The organism is Promicromonospora sp. AC04, assembly GCF_003058225.1.
Lineage (GTDB): Bacteria > Actinomycetota > Actinomycetes > Actinomycetales > Cellulomonadaceae > Promicromonospora.
In genome coordinates, this window is the sequence record NZ_QBUG01000002.1 from 448,340 (window position 1) to 463,068 (window position 14,729).

General features: G+C 71.9%; 16 protein-coding genes. 6 read left to right on the forward strand and 10 right to left on the reverse strand.

What is annotated here, in order from left to right:
- The first annotated feature begins 259 nt into the window (after window positions 1–259).
- Together C8K30_RS07470 and C8K30_RS07475 are read left to right on the forward strand one after the other, a co-directional pair.
- A complete protein-coding gene (locus tag C8K30_RS07470; protein ID WP_108492252.1) occupies window positions 260–1,528 on the forward strand; it encodes a class I SAM-dependent methyltransferase in 1,269 nt (422 codons plus the stop codon).
- A complete protein-coding gene (locus C8K30_RS07475) occupies window positions 1,525–2,709 on the forward strand; it encodes a glutamate--cysteine ligase (RefSeq protein ID WP_108492253.1) in 1,185 nt (394 codons plus the stop codon). The genes C8K30_RS07470 and C8K30_RS07475 overlap by 4 nt, the downstream gene beginning before the upstream one ends.
- A 10-nt stretch (window positions 2,710–2,719) precedes the next feature.
- Here the strand turns inward: C8K30_RS07475 and C8K30_RS07480 are convergent, their stop codons facing one another.
- Window positions 2,720–3,337, reverse strand: a complete 618-nt coding sequence (locus C8K30_RS07480; protein ID WP_108492254.1) for a malonic semialdehyde reductase — start codon at window positions 3,335–3,337, stop codon at window positions 2,720–2,722.
- Window positions 3,338–3,457: 120 nt separating this feature from the next.
- Here C8K30_RS07480 and tsaD point away from each other — a divergent pair, with 120 nt between their 5' ends.
- Complete coding sequence (tsaD, locus tag C8K30_RS07485) at window positions 3,458–4,501, forward strand: tRNA (adenosine(37)-N6)-threonylcarbamoyltransferase complex transferase subunit TsaD (protein WP_108492255.1); 1,044 nt, start codon at window positions 3,458–3,460, stop codon at window positions 4,499–4,501.
- Window positions 4,502–4,516: 15 nt separating this feature from the next.
- On the opposite strand, the gene C8K30_RS07490 is transcribed toward tsaD, so the two are convergent.
- From C8K30_RS07490 to C8K30_RS07520, 7 genes are all read right to left on the reverse strand, one after another.
- Window positions 4,517–5,392, reverse strand: a complete 876-nt coding sequence (locus C8K30_RS07490) for a sulfurtransferase (RefSeq protein WP_108492256.1) — start codon at window positions 5,390–5,392, stop codon at window positions 4,517–4,519.
- A 12-nt stretch (window positions 5,393–5,404) separates the two neighbouring features.
- Entirely contained in the window at window positions 5,405–6,463 is a 1,059-nt protein-coding gene (locus tag C8K30_RS07495; RefSeq protein ID WP_108492257.1) for a Fic family protein, read from the reverse strand.
- Window positions 6,464–6,553: 90 nt separating this feature from the next.
- Window positions 6,554–7,105, reverse strand: a complete 552-nt coding sequence (rimI, locus tag C8K30_RS07500) for a ribosomal protein S18-alanine N-acetyltransferase (protein WP_108492258.1) — start codon at window positions 7,103–7,105, stop codon at window positions 6,554–6,556.
- Window positions 7,102–7,872: a tRNA (adenosine(37)-N6)-threonylcarbamoyltransferase complex dimerization subunit type 1 TsaB gene (gene tsaB / locus C8K30_RS07505; protein ID WP_108492259.1), complete on the reverse strand. Its 771-nt coding sequence runs from the start codon at window positions 7,870–7,872 to the stop codon at window positions 7,102–7,104. The genes rimI and tsaB overlap by 4 nt, the downstream gene beginning before the upstream one ends.
- A gap of 53 nt (window positions 7,873–7,925) precedes the next feature.
- A complete protein-coding gene (gene tsaE, locus C8K30_RS07510; RefSeq protein WP_108492260.1) occupies window positions 7,926–8,498 on the reverse strand; it encodes a tRNA (adenosine(37)-N6)-threonylcarbamoyltransferase complex ATPase subunit type 1 TsaE in 573 nt (190 codons plus the stop codon).
- Window positions 8,495–9,730, reverse strand: a complete 1,236-nt coding sequence (gene alr, locus C8K30_RS07515) for an alanine racemase (protein ID WP_108492261.1) — start codon at window positions 9,728–9,730, stop codon at window positions 8,495–8,497. Before alr ends, tsaE begins: the two co-directional genes overlap by 4 nt.
- 52 nt (window positions 9,731–9,782) lie before the next feature.
- Complete coding sequence (locus C8K30_RS07520; protein WP_108492262.1) at window positions 9,783–10,850, reverse strand: pseudouridine synthase; 1,068 nt, start codon at window positions 10,848–10,850, stop codon at window positions 9,783–9,785.
- Window positions 10,851–10,929: 79 nt separating this feature from the next.
- On the opposite strand from C8K30_RS07520, the gene C8K30_RS07525 reads away from it, so the two are divergent.
- A complete protein-coding gene (locus tag C8K30_RS07525; protein WP_108492263.1) occupies window positions 10,930–11,412 on the forward strand; it encodes a glutathione peroxidase in 483 nt (160 codons plus the stop codon).
- Window positions 11,413–11,486: 74 nt separating this feature from the next.
- On the opposite strand, the gene C8K30_RS07530 is transcribed toward C8K30_RS07525, so the two are convergent.
- Window positions 11,487–11,765 carry a hypothetical protein gene (locus C8K30_RS07530; RefSeq protein ID WP_108492264.1) on the reverse strand — a complete coding sequence of 93 codons (279 nt, stop codon included), beginning with the start codon at window positions 11,763–11,765 and terminating at the stop codon, window positions 11,487–11,489.
- A 168-nt stretch (window positions 11,766–11,933) separates the two neighbouring features.
- On the opposite strand from C8K30_RS07530, the gene C8K30_RS07535 reads away from it, so the two are divergent.
- The gene (locus C8K30_RS07535; RefSeq protein ID WP_158280956.1) at window positions 11,934–12,410 is read left to right on the forward strand and encodes a GNAT family N-acetyltransferase; all 477 of its coding nucleotides are present in this window, start codon (window positions 11,934–11,936) and stop codon (window positions 12,408–12,410) included.
- A 90-nt stretch (window positions 12,411–12,500) separates the two neighbouring features.
- Window positions 12,501–13,262, forward strand: coding sequence for a class I SAM-dependent methyltransferase (locus tag C8K30_RS07540; protein WP_108492266.1), 762 nt, complete (start codon window positions 12,501–12,503; stop codon window positions 13,260–13,262).
- Window positions 13,263–13,277: 15 nt separating this feature from the next.
- On the opposite strand, the gene C8K30_RS07545 is transcribed toward C8K30_RS07540, so the two are convergent.
- The gene (locus C8K30_RS07545; RefSeq protein WP_108492267.1) at window positions 13,278–14,642 is read right to left on the reverse strand and encodes a copper amine oxidase; all 1,365 of its coding nucleotides are present in this window, start codon (window positions 14,640–14,642) and stop codon (window positions 13,278–13,280) included.
- Window positions 14,643–14,729: the final 87 nt, after the last annotated feature.

Consider the following 14,729-nt stretch of genomic DNA (forward strand, 5'->3'; position numbering starts at 1 on the left):
TCCGCCGTCGTCGCGGGTGCCGGCGGGCACGAACGTCTGGATCCTCCGCCGTGGCTCCCGGATACCGGGTTCCACGGCGGTGAACAACCCCAAATCTAGGTCGGCGCTAGCACTCGGTCAAGGCGAGTGCCAATCGGGTGGAACGGCTCACACCCTGAGCGGCCGGCGGGCCGCCCGCACACCGGGATCTCGCCATCTCCATGAAAAGGTTGCGTCGTGGCACTCGTCACGACCAGGACAAACATGGAAAGATCTTCCCATGGATGCGGCGATTCTGAGCAAACTCCTCAGCTCCGACGGCTGGGCCCTGCTTGGCGCCCTTCCGCCCTACGACGAGCGCGACGCGATGAAGACGGTCACGACCCTGCGCGCCAAGGGCGTCGCGGCGGACCTCGCGGCCGCCGTGGTGACCCAGTCCCGGCTGCGCGCCCGGGCGCGGGTCAAGTTCGGTGACTTCGCGGACGGCATGCTGTTCACCGCGGACGGCCTGGAGCAGGCCACCCGGCTCGTCGTCGCGGCGCTGCACGCCCGACGCTACCTCTCCGCCGGCATCACCGCCGTCGCGGACCTGACCTGCGGCATCGGTGCGGATTCCCTAGCGTTCGCCGGGACCGGGCTCCGCGTCGTCGCGACCGACCTGGACGAGTGCACCGCCGCCATCGCGCAGTGGAACCTGCGCCATTTCCCCGAGGCGGACGTGCGGCACACCGACGGCCTCACGCTCGACCTGCGCGCCGAGGGCGTCGAGGGCGTGTACGCCGACCCGGCCCGCCGGGTGCGCGGCGGCTCGGGGGCGCGCAGCCGCCGCGTCTTCGACCCGCGGGCCTACGAGCCTCCGCTCGACTCCGTCTGGGCGCTGCGTGAGACGGTGCCCGCCGTCGGCATCAAGGTGGGCCCGGGCATCCCGCACGAGGGGCTGCCCGACGACGCCGAGACGCAGTGGGTGTCCGTCAACGGCGACGTGGTCGAGGCCGGGCTCTGGTTCGGCCCGCTCGCACCCGACGGTCCCGGCCGCTCGGCGCTCGTGCTGCGCGCGTTCACGGACGACGACGGCAAGGAGCACACCCTGAGCCGCACGGTGCGGGGCGACGACGTCGAGCCGGACGTCGGCGGCGTCGGGCAGTACCTCTACGAACCCGATGGGGCCGTCATCCGCGCCGGGCTCGTGGGCCAGGCTGCCGCCGAGCTGGGCGGACGCCTCGTCGACCCGACCATCGCGTACATCACGACCGACGACCCGGCCGACCTGCCGCCGGCGCGGCCCGACGAGGCCGCGGGGGCGCTGGCCCCGATCGCCACCGGATACCGGGTGCTGGACACGATGCCGTTCGGCCTGAAGCGGCTCAAGTCCTACCTGCGCGACCGCAACGTCGGGCGCATCACGATCAAGAAGCGGGGCACCGCCGTCGTGCCCGAACAACTTCGCAAGCAGCTCGTGCTCACCGGGACCGAGGAGGCGACGATCGTGCTCACACGCGTGGCAGGCAACCAACAGGTGCTCCTCGTCGAACCGCTGGGAGCCGCATGAGCTCGCCGGCGCGGCTCGGGTTCGGTGAGTCCCCGCGCTCGACCGTGGGTCTCGAGTGGGAGATCGGGCTCGTCGAGCCCGGCACCGCGAACCTGTCCCAGGCCGGGCCCGAGGTGCTCGACGCCCTCGCGCGCGACGGCGGCAGGTGGGCCGACCAACGGGACGACTCGGTCGTCTACGCCCCGCACGTCACCGGCGAGTTCATGAACAACACGATCGAGCTGGTCACCGGCGTCTGTCGGACCGTCGCCGACGCCGGGGCGGACCTGACCCGCACTATCGAACGCGTGCGGAAGGTCACCGACCCGCTCGGCCTCGACCTCATGGGCGGCGGCACGCACCCGTTCGCCCGGGCCGCCGACCAGGTGGTCGGCGAGAAGGAGCGCTACGCCCGCATCCGCGAACGCACGGGGGCGTGGGGCGCCCAGCTGATCATCTGGGGGCTGCACGTCCACGTCGGGGTCGAGCACCGGGAGAAGGCGCTGCCGCTGATGCGCGCGATGCTCACCTATTTCCCGCACCTGCAGGCGCTGTCGGCCGGGTCGCCGTACTGGGCCGGCGAGCACACCGGATACGCCTCGAACCGGTCGATGCTGTTCCAGCAGATCCCGAGCTCCGGGCTGCCCATCGCCTTCGAGACCTGGCCGGAGCTCGAGGCGTACGCGGGCGACATGCTGCACGTCGGCGCGGTCGAGGCATTCAACGAGGTCCACTGGGACGTCCGCCCCTCGCCGCGGTTCGGCACGCTCGAGGTCCGGGTCTGCGACGGCCCGACGAACCTGACGGAGGCCCTCACGCTGGCCGCGCTCGTGCACTGCCTCGTGGAGCACCTCTCCACGCAGCTGGACCAGGGCCGCACCCTGCCGGTGCTGCCGCCGTGGTTCGTCGAGGAGAACAAGTTCCGCTCGGCGCGCTACGGCCTGGACGCCACGGTGATCCTCGATGCCGAGGGCAACCAGGGGTCGATCCTCGACGCGATCGCCAAGCTGCTGGTCGAGCTCGAGCCCGTCGCGCATCGCCTCGGCTGCGCCGCGGAGCTGGCCGGGATCCGGGACATCGTCCGCACCGGGGCGTCCTACCAGCGGCAGCAGGCGGTGGCCGCGGCGCACGACGGCGACCTGGTCCCCGTCGTGCGCGCGATGATCGAGGAGATGCGGACGGGCCGCCCGCTCGTCGGCTGACCCGCGCGGCTCAGATGACCTGCGCGGCGTCGTCGAAGCTCAGGCGCGGGGCGCGGGGGCGGGTGGTGTCGGCGCCCTCGGCCGCGCTGACGTTGATCACCAGCATGCTCTTCCAGCCGTTCTCGGCGAAGAACTCGGCGTCGATGGCGTCGTAGATCCCGTGCATCGGGCCGGCCGCCAGGCCAGCGGCGCGCAGGCCGACGATCAGGTAGCCCGCCTGGAGCAGGGCGTTGGTGCGCGCGGCGGCGGCCCGTGCCTCGTCGTCGCCCGCGAACATCTCGCGCGCGCCCGGCATGTGCGGGATCAGGACGTCGAGGCGCTCGTGGAACTCGGGGTCGTACGCGAGCACGAGGGTGACGGGCGCGGTCGCGACGCGCTCCTGGTTGCCCTCGGGCATGTTGGCGACGAGACGCTGCCGCGCCTCCGGCGTGCGGACCACCAGCACGCGCAGCGGGCTCACGTTCATCGAGGTGGGGCCCCACTTGATGAGGTCGTACACCGCGGCGAGCTGCTCGTCGGTCACCTCGGACTCGGCGAAGGTCGTCACGGTGCGTGCGGTGCGGAACAGACGGTCGGCCGTGGCGTCGTCGATCGCGAGCGGTGCGGTGGCCTCAAGTGCTTGTGTCATGCCGACTGGAACAAGTTGCTCCAAGCGATAGTTCCGGTTTCAACCGTGACTCCTGCCACGTCCGTGGGTCACAACCCCGCGGATCACACTCAACGGAGACAGGGAACTAGGCTGGAGCCCATGGCAGAACCCCTGGTGCTCGGCATCGAGACCTCCTGCGACGAGACCGGCGTCGCCCTGGTCCGCGGAAACGAGCTGCTGGTCGACGCCGTCGCCAGCTCGATGGAGGAGCATGCCCGCTACGGCGGCATCATCCCCGAGGTCGCCAGCCGCGCCCACCTCGAGGCGATGATCCCCACGATCCAGAAGGCCCTCGGCGAGGCCGACGTCGACCTGTCCGAGGTCGACGCCATCGCGGTCACCGCCGGCCCCGGCCTCGTCGGGCCGCTCACGATCGGCGCGTCCGCCGCGAAGGCCCTGTCCATCGGCCTGAACAAGCCGCTGTACGGCGTGAACCACGTGATCGGCCACGCGTGCGTGGACCAGCTCGTGGACGGACCCCTCCCGGAACGCGCGATGGCGCTCGTGGTGAGCGGCGGCCACAGCTCGCTGCTGCTGGTGGACGACATCGCCACCGACGTCACGGAGCTCGGCTCCACCCTGGACGACGCCGCGGGCGAGGCGTTCGACAAGGTCGGCCGCCTGCTCGGCCTGCCCTACCCCGGCGGCCCGCACATCGACCGCCTCGCGCGCGAGGGCGACCCGACCGCCATCCGGTTCCCGCGCGGCCTCACCGCAGCGAAGGACCAGGCCAAGCACGCCTACGACTTCTCGTTCTCCGGCCTCAAGACGGCGGTGGCCCGCTGGGTCGAGGCCCGCACCGACGTCGGGCAGGAGATCCCGGTGCACGACGTCGCGGCGTCGTTCGCCGAGGCCGTCGCCGACGTCCTCACCGCCAAGACGATCGCCGCGTGCCACGCGCACGGCGTCGACACGCTGGTGGTCGGCGGCGGGTTCTCCGCCAACAGCCAGCTGCGGGAGATGGCGGCCAAGCGCTGCGCCGAGGCCGGGATCGACCTGCGCATCCCGCCGATCCGCTACTGCACGGACAACGGCGCGATGATCGCGGCGCTGGGCTCCGCGGTCGTGCGTGCCGGCGTCGCCCCGAGCAGCCTGGACATCCCGGTGGACTCGTCGATGCCGCTCACGACGATCACCGTCTGAGTCGCGGCAGGGCGGTCACGCCCCGACCGCCACGTGGCGCGCCGGGTCGTTCGACCACTGCGACCACGAGCCCGGGTACAGCGCCGCGTCCACGCCGACGACGGCGAGCGCGGCCACCTCGTGCGCCGCCGTGACGCCCGACCCGCAGTACACGCCGACCTTTCCGTCGGTCGTCGGGTCCGCGCCGGATATCCCCAGGTCACCGAAGCGCCGCTTGAGGTTCGCTGTCGACAGGAACCGGCCGTCCGCGCCCAGGTTCTCGGTGGTCGGCGCGCTGGCCGCCCCCGGCACGTGCCCGGCCTGCGGGTCGACGGGCTCCACCTCGCCGCGGTAGCGCTCGGCGGCACGCGCGTCGAGAAGCACACCTTCGCCGTCGGCCAGGGCCGCCGCCTCGTCCGCGTCGATGACGGGCATCCCACCCGGCCGCACGACGACGTCGCCCGGCTCGGGCGTGACGTCGCCCGGTTCGAGGGCGCGCCCCTGCGCGGTCCAGGCGGCGAGGCCGCCGTCGAGGATGCGCACGTCCTGGACGCCGAAGTACCGCAGGAGCCACCACGCGCGGGCGGCGGACGTGCCGCCGACGGAGTCGTAGACGACCACACGGGAGTCGTCCGAGACACCCCACCGGCGCGCGGCCTCCTGGAACGCCGACGCCGACGGCAGCGGGTGCCGACCCTCGGCCGGCGTTGCGTGCGCGGCGAGCTCGGTCTCGAGGTCCACGTACGCGGCGCCCGGGAGGTGGCCTGCGCGGTACTGGTCGTGGCCGTCGGTCATGCCGAGCGCCCAGCGGACGTCGAGGACGACGGGGCGCCCGTCGGCCGGGTCAGCTCCCCCGCCGACCCTCAGGTCTGCTGCCAGCGTCGCGGCATCGACCAGTACTCGTTCCCTCATCCGTGGTGCTCCTCATCGTCGGCTGCTTATCCGGTTCCAGGCCGCGTTACGTCCGGTACCGTCGACCTCGACGAAGCCGTCCGCACGCAGCGCCTCCAGTGCGTTCCTGATCGTCGCATCGCTGACCCCCGGAAGCGAGGCCCGGATGTCAGCCATCCTGAACGACGCCGGGGCGTGGTCCAGGACGTACAGCTGGACGCGTTCTTTTTTGCTCCCAGCCGCTCGGGCTACTTCCGTCGCACGCTGGAATTCGTCGTAGGCGCCGCGCACCACGCGCACGAAGTATCGGAGCCAGTGCCACGGCTCATGGTTACCGTCGTGCCACCCCGCGGTTGAACCCTGAAGTGCGTCGTAGTACTCGTCCGCAGATGCCGCGATCGACGACTCCAGCGACACGTACCGCGTCACCTCGTATCCGCTGTCCTCCAACAACGCGTTCGTCAGGGCACGCGTGATCCGCCCGTTGCCGTCAAGGAAGGGGTGGATGGTCAACAGGTCCAGCACGAAGAGCCCCACGAGAAGGACGGGGTGGTGCCGATCTTCCCGCATCGCCGCGGAGTACCTCCATACGAGCTCCTCCACGAACTGCGGTGTCTTCGCCGCCGAGACCGGGGTGAACCTCTTCACCTGTGTTCCGTCCGGAAGCCTGTCGACCACGACGTTCTCCGAGGTCTTGAAACCGCCGCCTGGTACATCCGTGAAGGAGAAGAGGAGCCGATGCAGGTGCAGGACAAGGCCCATATTCAGCGGCCGCCAGTCCTCCTGGTAGAGATAGTCCAGCGCCGCCCGGTACCCGGCCAGCTCCTTCTCGCTCCGGTCCCGGAGGGTCACCGGCTCCCCGCTCAGGATCACATCTGCGCGTTCGCGGCTCTCGACCACGATCCCCTCGATCGCAGAAGACGCTTCGATGCTTGCCACCCGGGCACGCTGCGCGAGGCTCGTCAGCAGAGCGGGGAGCTTGTCGCGATACAACGCCTCACTGCCACGACCGGTGTCGATGATTCTCAGATCACTGACGACGTCGAAGGGCACGCGCCCGATAAGCGCATCAAGATCCACGAACGAACGCATACAACCTCCCATTGAACCTGCTAAACGCACTAATCCAAGGCTCAGATTAGTACGTTTAGCGGGTTCGGGTAGGTAGTTCCGCCGTCGGTGTCAGGCGGCGTCCCCCGCCTCGTCGTCAGGGGCGTCCACGGGGGCGTCCACGGGAGCGTCCGCCGCGGTGCCCGCGGCCTCGGCCAGCTCGAGGCGCATCGTGTACGCGTCCTTGTTCTCCGGCTGGTAGTACCGCTTGCGGACGCCCAGGACCTGGAACCCGAAGTCCCGGTACATCTCGATGGCGGGCATGTTGTCGACCCGCACCTCCAGCAGCACCGCCTCGGCCTTGAGCTTGCGCGACCGCTCGATGAGCGCGGTCAGGAGCTGCCGCCCCACGCCGTGCCGCTGGACCGCCGGGTCGACGCCGATGGTCATGATCTGCGTGACGTCACCGTCGAACCACAGTCCGCCGTAGCCGACGACGGGCTGGTCACCCGCGCGGTCTAGGCGCTCCGGCTCCGCCACGATGTACCAGCGGCCCAGCGCGCCGAGCTCGTCGGCGAGCATCCCGTAGGACCAGGCGCCCCGGCCGAAGAGCTGACGCTCCAGCTCCAGCACGCGGTCGAAGTCGGCATTGCGCAGCGGCCGGAGCCGTACCTCGGTGATCATGCGACGCCTCCAGTGGCAGCAGCAGTGGTCGAGCCGGTCCCGGTGGTCGAGCCGGTCGGGGCCCGCGTCGGTTCGTGCACGTCCGGACGCCGCAGGTACAGGGGCTCGGTGGGCTGCTCCTCGCCGGCGGCGCGGCGTACGAGCGCCAGCCGGGCCAGGACCGTCGCATCGGGGACCAGGGGGGCGTCGTCGGCCACGGGAAGGAATTCCGGGTAGAGCATCGCGCCCTCGCCGATCACCACGGGTGGCTGCCCCTCTCCCGCGTCGGTCGGGGAGAGCTGAGCCTGGGCGACGAAGCCGGCCCGGTCGACGTCGGGCCCCGCGATCCGCTCCACGACCGGGAAGCCGTGCGGGCCCTCGTGCGCGACCACGCGGTAGCGCGCCCAGTAGACCTCCTTGCGGCGGGCGTCGGAGGTGGCGAGGATCTCGGTGCCGGGCCGAAGCCCGAGGTCGCTGACGGCCTGCACGGCCAGCGCGTCGAGGCTGGGCACGCCCAGCACGGGGACACCGAGCGTGAGCGCGAGCGTCCGGGCCGTCACCAGCCCGACGCGCAGCCCCGTGAACGGGGCGGGGCCAGTTCCGGCGACGACGGCAGTCAGGTCGGTCCGCTCGATCCCCGCTTCGTCGAGGACCTCGGTGATCAGGGGCGCGAGCGACTCGGCGTGCCGGCGACGCTCGTCCGAGGTGCGGGACGCGAGGCGCGCGCCGTCCTCGTCGACGAGCGAGACGGCGACGGCTGCTGAGGTATCGAGAGCGAGAACGGCCACGTGACCAGCCTATTACGGCGGTCCACGCAGGTTCCTCGTCGCGACGACGAACCTCAGCCCAGCAGTCCCCCGAGGTCCACCCCGGCCCACCGCTGCCCGACGGCGCGGATCGTCACCCTGCGCGTCCCCGCCTCGGGGTCCTCCTCAGCGGTGACGCCGGGGTCGAACGACGGCGCACCGCGCGGGCGCTCCAGGTCGATCTCCAGCCGGTCGTCGGCGAGCGTCTCGGCGAGGCCGCGCCCCCACTCGACGACGGTCACGGAGTCCTCGAGCGACGAGTCCAGGTCGAGCGCGTCCAGCTCGCCCAGCCCGCCGAGCCGGTAGGCGTCGACGTGCACCAGCCCGGGTCCGCGCGTGCCGTCCGGGCGCGGCAGAGCCGGGTGCTCGCGCGCCACGATGAAGGTGGGCGATGCCACCTGGCCGCGCACGTTCAGCGCCGCTCCGATGCCCTGGGTCAGGGTCGTCTTGCCCGCGCCGAGGTCGCCGGTGAGGATCACCAGGTCCCCGGCGTGCAGCACCCCGGCGAGGGCGGCGCCGAGGGCGCGTGTCGTGTCGGCGTCGGGCAGCTCCAGGATCACTGCCTCCGAAGTCGTGGTGTTACCCGGTCCGCTCGCTGCCCCGCTCACGCGGTCTCCCTTCCTGCCGTGCCCGCGTACACGCGGGGCACGCGAGCCCCGAGGCGCGTCACGATCTCGTAGCTGATGGTGCCGGCGGCCTGGGCCCAGTCCTCGGCATTGGGTGCGCCGGCGCGCGTCAGCCCGTCCGAAGCCCCGAAGAGGGTCACGACGTCGCCGGCCTGCTCGGACGCGTACGGGCCGAGGTCGAGCATTATCTGGTCCATGCACACTCGGCCCGCGACGCGCACCACGCGGGTGGTGCCGTGACCGGCGTCGGGTGCGGGGACGTCGTCCACGCTGCCGCCCACCAGCACGGGTCCGCCCGGGCCGAGCGAGCCGCCGGAGGCGTGCCGCGGGATCCCGTCCGCGTACCCGAGGGGGATGACGCCGAGCACCGTGTCCTGCTCCGTCGTGTAGAAGTGGCCGTAGGAGACGCCGTGCCCGGCGGGCACCCGTTTCACGGTGGCGAGCCGCGCCTCCAGCGTCATCGCCGGCCGCAGCCCGAAGTCGCCCGGCACACCAAGGTGCGGAACCGGCGACAGCCCGAAGACGGCGATTCCCGGGCGCACCAGGTCGTAGTGCACCGACGGGTTGGTCAGGGTCGCCGCGGAGTTGGCGATGTGCCGCACCTCGAGGTCGATCCCGGCGGCCTCGACGGTCCGGATGGCGTCGTCGAAGACGTGGGTCTGCATCTTCACCGACGGGTCGTCGGGCTCGTCCGCGAGCGCGAAGTGCGACATGAGGCCGACGATCGCGAGCGCGCCCTCGGCCTGCAGCGCCGCCGCCCGGTCGAGGACGGCGGGCAGGTCCTCGGGCATGATCCCGTTGCGGCCCAGCCCGGTGTCGACCTTGAGGTGCACCCGGGCGGCGCGGCCGGCCACGCGGGCGCCGTCGGCCACCTCGTCGAGGGCCCAGGCCGCGGCGACGGCGACGTCAATGTCGTCCCGGACCAGGTCGGCGAAGGGTGCCCCGGGCGCGTAGAGCCAGGTCAGGATGCGCGGGCCGGGCCCGACGGCGGCCCGGATCGCGAGCGCCTCCCGGCTCTGCGCCGCGCCCAGCCAGGTCGCGCCGCCCGCGAGCGCCGCCCGGGCCGCGGGCGCGAGCCCGTGGCCGTACGCGTCGGCCTTGACGACGGCCATGACCTGCGCGGTCGGTGCGATCGTCCGCAGGGCGCGCACGTTGTCGCGGATCGCGTCCAGATCCACGACGGCGCGGGCGGGGTAGTCGGGGGTGGTGCTCATCCCACCGATTCTTGCACCTGTGCGTTCCCGGCGGACGTGTCAGGCGCTCAGGTCACCCCGGTGATCGGTGCGTCCATTCACTGAGCGTGCGACGGGACTCGAAGCGGCGGGTGCGCCCGGACAGCGGGTCGGTGAGCTCGAGCGAGCGGGACAGGAGCTGCAGGGGGCGGTCGAAGTCGTCCGGGTCGGTGTCGCGGAGGTCCGGCCAGAACGGGTCGTGCAGGATCGGCAGCCCGAGCGACGCCATGTGCAGCCGCAGCTGGTGGGTCTTGCCGGTGTGCGGTTCCAGGCGGTAGAGGCCGAGCCCGCGGGCCTCGTCAGTGGCGGTGAGGATGATGAGCGACTCCGCGTTCGGCTCCCCGGGGACCTCCTCGGCGCGGGTGACGCCGCGCCGCTTCACTATGCGGCTACGGAGGGTGACGGGCTCGCCCAGGGCGACCCGGGCGCCGTCGGGCCGCGTGCCGCCCGACGGCAGCGTGTCGCCCGACGGCGGAAGGCTCCCCGACGGCAGGACGGCGCCAGACGACGGGAGGGGCGCCACCGCCTCGTAGACCTTGCGCACCTTCCGGCGGGCGAACGCCTCCTGGTACGCGCCGCGCACCTCCGGCCGTACGGTGAAGACCAGCACGCCCGCCGTCCCGCGGTCGAGCCGGTGGGCCGGGGAGAGCTCGGGCAGGTCGAGGGCGACCCGGAGGCGGACCAGGGCGGTCTCGCGCACCCATCGACCGCGCGGCATCGTCGCGAGGAAGTGCGGTTTGTCCACGACCAGCAGGTTCTCGTCGCGGTGGAGCACCTCGGGCTCGAACGGGATCCTGTCCTCGTGCGCGGGCGGGTCGCGGTACAGGTAGAGGAAGCCGCGTGGTTCGTACGGCGTCGTCGGAGTGAGGGGCTCGCCGTGGCCGGTGACGATCTCGCCGAGGGCGAGCTTCTCGAGCAGGCGGTCCGCGTCGCCGCGGAACCGGTCCAGGAGGTAGTCGAGCGCGAACGGGAACCGCACGACGACCTCCGGGTCGTGCGGCAGCACGAGCCGCGTGGGGTTTAGCCCGTCCCGCACGGGCAGCGGCGGTCGGTGCTTGGCGGGGCCGGGGGTGCGCCGGGCGCCCGGCGCAGGGTGGGTCACCCCGTCAACCTAACCCGGCTGGTCCTTAGTCTTCCACGAAGGGTTCCGTTGACCCGCACAACGGGTGGAGGATGGCCCGGTGACCCTCTACGACATTCCCTTCCACACGATGGACGGCACGGAGATCTCGCTCGCCGACCACAAGGACGACGTAGTGCTCGTGGTGAACGTGGCCTCGCGGTGCGGCCTCGCACCGCAGTACGAGACCCTCGAGAAGCTGCAGAAGAAGTACCAGGACCGGGGCTTCACCGTGCTGGGCTTTCCCAGCAACCAGTTCCTGCAGGAGCTGAGCTCGAACGAGAAGATCGCCGAGTTCTGCTCCATGACCTACGGCGTCACGTTCCCCGTGCTCGACAAGATCAAGCTGAACGGCCGCCAGGCGCACCCGCTCTACGTCGAGCTCAAGAAGACGGAGGACGCCACGGGTCACTCGGGCAAGATCCGCTGGAACTTCGAGAAGTTCCTGGTCCTGCCCGGTGGCGACGTGCGGCGGTACGCACCGAAGACCCTGCCGGACGATCCGGCGATCATCGACGAGATCGAAGCGCACCTGCCGCGCTGAGGTCCAGGCCGCCGCGCGGGCGGCGACCGGCTGCCTCAGGCTCAGCCTCCGCTCGTATCGGTCGGGCCTGCGGCTCAGCCGTCGCCGCCCGCCGCGAGCGTGAGCCGCATCGCTACGGGCACCACGTCCGAGGCGTCCCCGAGCCAGCCTTTCCAGATCCTGGTCAGGCCCAGCTCCCTGCCCGGGTCCGGATCCTCGGCAATGAGCTTGTGCTTGCTCACGAGCGGCAAGGCCGTGAGCTCGCTGACCGTCAGAATGTCGATGACCAGCACGTCCACCCGATCCAGGCCGAACGCGAGCCAGTCCTGACTCACTCGCAGCGAAAGCGTGTCGAGCGCCGAGAGGCGGGACATCACCGCACTGAATGCTGTATCTGTCATGCACCCTTGACGCGCGAGCCGCACCGAGGTCACAGCACTTCGCGAAAATGTTGCACACCAATTTTCGCCCGGCCCAAGACGGCCACAGACGGACATCGCAACAGTGGTGCCATGGCACAGGCTGGGCCGTACGCTGAGGCAATGGATCAGAACCGATTCCGGCAGGCCACGCCCGAGGACGCGCAGGCGCTCCTCGACGTGGAGCGCGCCGCCGGGATCGCGGCGCTGGGCCACATCTTCCCGCCGGGCATGTACCCGTTCCCGTCCGACGAGGTCCTGGCCAAGTGGCAGACGGCGCTCACCGAGCCCGGCGTCCGCGTCCTCGTGCTGGACGACGACGGCGCCGACCACTCCCGCCTGGCCTGCTTCGTCGCCCACGACGAGCGGCTGCTGCGGCACCTGGCAGTGCACCCGTCGCGCTGGGGCGCCGGCCTCGCGCGGGCGGCGATGGACATGGCGGTCGCCGAGATGAGCGACCCCCGCCTGTGGTGCCTCGCCGACAACGACCAGGCCATCGGCTTCTACGAGCACCTCGGCTGGCGCCGCACGGGCCGCACCAAGGCGGCGGACTACGCGCCGTTCCCGGACGAGGTCGAGATGGTCCTCCCCCGGGACTGACCCGGGCCGACCACGGCTCCACCAGCCCCGCCCGGCGGTCGGGGGATATCCGCTGGTGAGCGGGGGATTTCCGAGGTTAGTTTCGGCGGCATGACGTTCGACGACGAGATCGCCGAGGGGCTGGCCGTCCCCACGGACGGCTGGGACTTCTCCTGGTTCGCGGGCCGCGCCACCGAGGAGCGCCCCGGCTGGGGCTACGTGCGGCTGTGCGGTGAGCGCCTGGGCCGGGTCGACGCGGTCCTCGACGTCGACACGGGCGGCGGCGAGGTCTTCGCGGAGGCCCTGGGCCTGGCGGCGCACGTGCCCGGCGTCGTGCGAGCCACCGAGGCCTGGGTGCCGAACCACGAGCTCGCCTCCACCGCGCTGGCGCCGTTCGACGGCGTCGTGACCCTGGTCGACGACGGCGCCGCCTCGCTCCCCTTCGACGACGGCGCGTTCGGCCTCGTCGTGAGCCGCCACCCCGTCTCGTTCCCCTACGCCGAGGCCGCACGGCTGCTCGCGCCCGGCGGCACGCTGCTGGTCCAGGAGGTCGGCGCGGGCTCCAACCGTGCGCTGTACGAGTTCCTGATGGGGCCGCAGGAGGACCAGGACGCCCGGTACCTGGACCGGCTCCGCACCCGGGTGGCCGACGCCGGCCTCGACCTCGTGCGGCTCGATGACGCGCTGACGCGGGTGGAGTTCTTCGACCTGGCCGCGGTGGTGCACTTCCTGCGCAAGGTCCTGTGGACCGTTCCCGGCTTCTCCGTCGACAAGTACAAGGACCGCCTGCGCGCCCTGTACGACCACATCGCGGAGCGCGGCTCGTTCGTCTGCCACAGCCGCCGCACGCTGGTGGAGGCGCGCAGGCCCTGAGCGGGGCGAAGCTCCTCAGGGCGCCTCGGTCGGCTTTCCGTTCACGCCCTCGCGGGCCGACGGCGGGTCGGCGCGCTGCGCCGTCAGGTCACGCGGCGTCAGGGTGAACCCCTGCCAGTGCATCTCCATGGGGCTCTGGTCCTCGTCGCGCGCGACGTGATGGAAGCCGACGGCGACCCACGTGACGACGTCGGACAGCTCGGCCTCGTCCTCCGCGAAGTCGAGCACGCCCGACCCGCAGGTCCCCTCCTTGTTCGCCGTGGCGAACAGCTGGCAGTCGTCCGCCTCGGTGAACGCGATGGCGTAGCCGCCGCCGGCCTCGCCGCCGTGCCGGTGGTCCTGGGTGAGCTCGAACGGCGTCGTCGCGCCCGCGTCCACCTGGTACGAGATCTCGTGCCCGTCCTCGTTGAGGACGTCGGGGTTCACCACGCGCCACCAGCGCCGGTCCGCGGCCTCGGCCGTGCCCTCGCGCGAGATCCGGGTCAGCCCGCCCTCGACGAGCGGCGACCGCGGCCCCAGCTCGCCGGTCGGCGCGGCGTCGTACTGCTCCACCACCTGGCCGCCCTGCCCGCCGAGCGCCCAGTGCACCCGCCACACCGCGTTGTGGGAGTGGCTCGTGGCGTAGTCGGTCTCCCCTGGGCCCACCGGCCAGCCATGGGCCGGGTCGTCCCCGTAGTCCTCGGGCGAGAGGTCGCCGGTCGCGCCGAGGTCGGACCGGATGCTGCCGTCGCCGCCGAACGTGTACTGGCTGACGTACTCGTACCAGCCGACCTTCGAGATGGTCGCGAGCCGCAGATCGGTGCGCCGGGCCACCTCGGTGCCCGCGGTGTCGCTGCTGCGGTACGCGATCCCGCCGTCGACCACCTCCTGGCACAGCACGGAGCGGCGCTCGGCGCCGCCGCCCATCGAGCCGTCGCCGATCTTCGGCACGTTCGCCTCAAGACGCTCACCCAGGCACTCCGTCTCGGTGAGGGTCATCATGTGGCTGCCGCCGAAGCCCTGCGTGGTGATGTCCTCTGTGTTGCGCAGGCCGGTGTCGTACGGCACCTCGAGCTGCCCGATCGACAGCTCGGCGAGCACCTGCACGGGCGTGTCCCCGGCGGGCGTGAAGTGCACGTCCTCGAGGACGAGCCCCCGGCTCGCGTCGACCCGCCAGCACATGGTCCACGTGGAACCACCGAGGAGCTCCTGCGCGATCGGTTCGTTCTCCGGGCACTTCAGGTCCACGCCGAGCGACGCGGACGAGTCCTCGCCGCGCGGGGCCGGCGCGGCCGGCAGCGCCTGTTCCACCACCATGATCGCGGCCACGACGAGCGCGACGATGGCGGCTGCCGCGACGATCGCCGGAACCACTCGCCGCTTCGGCGACACCTCGCGCACGGCTCCCCCTTCGATCTTTGCTCCTGGCCCTGTGGGCCCTTACCGACGAGACCGGCCCGGTGCGACGAGTCGCACCGGGCCGGTCTT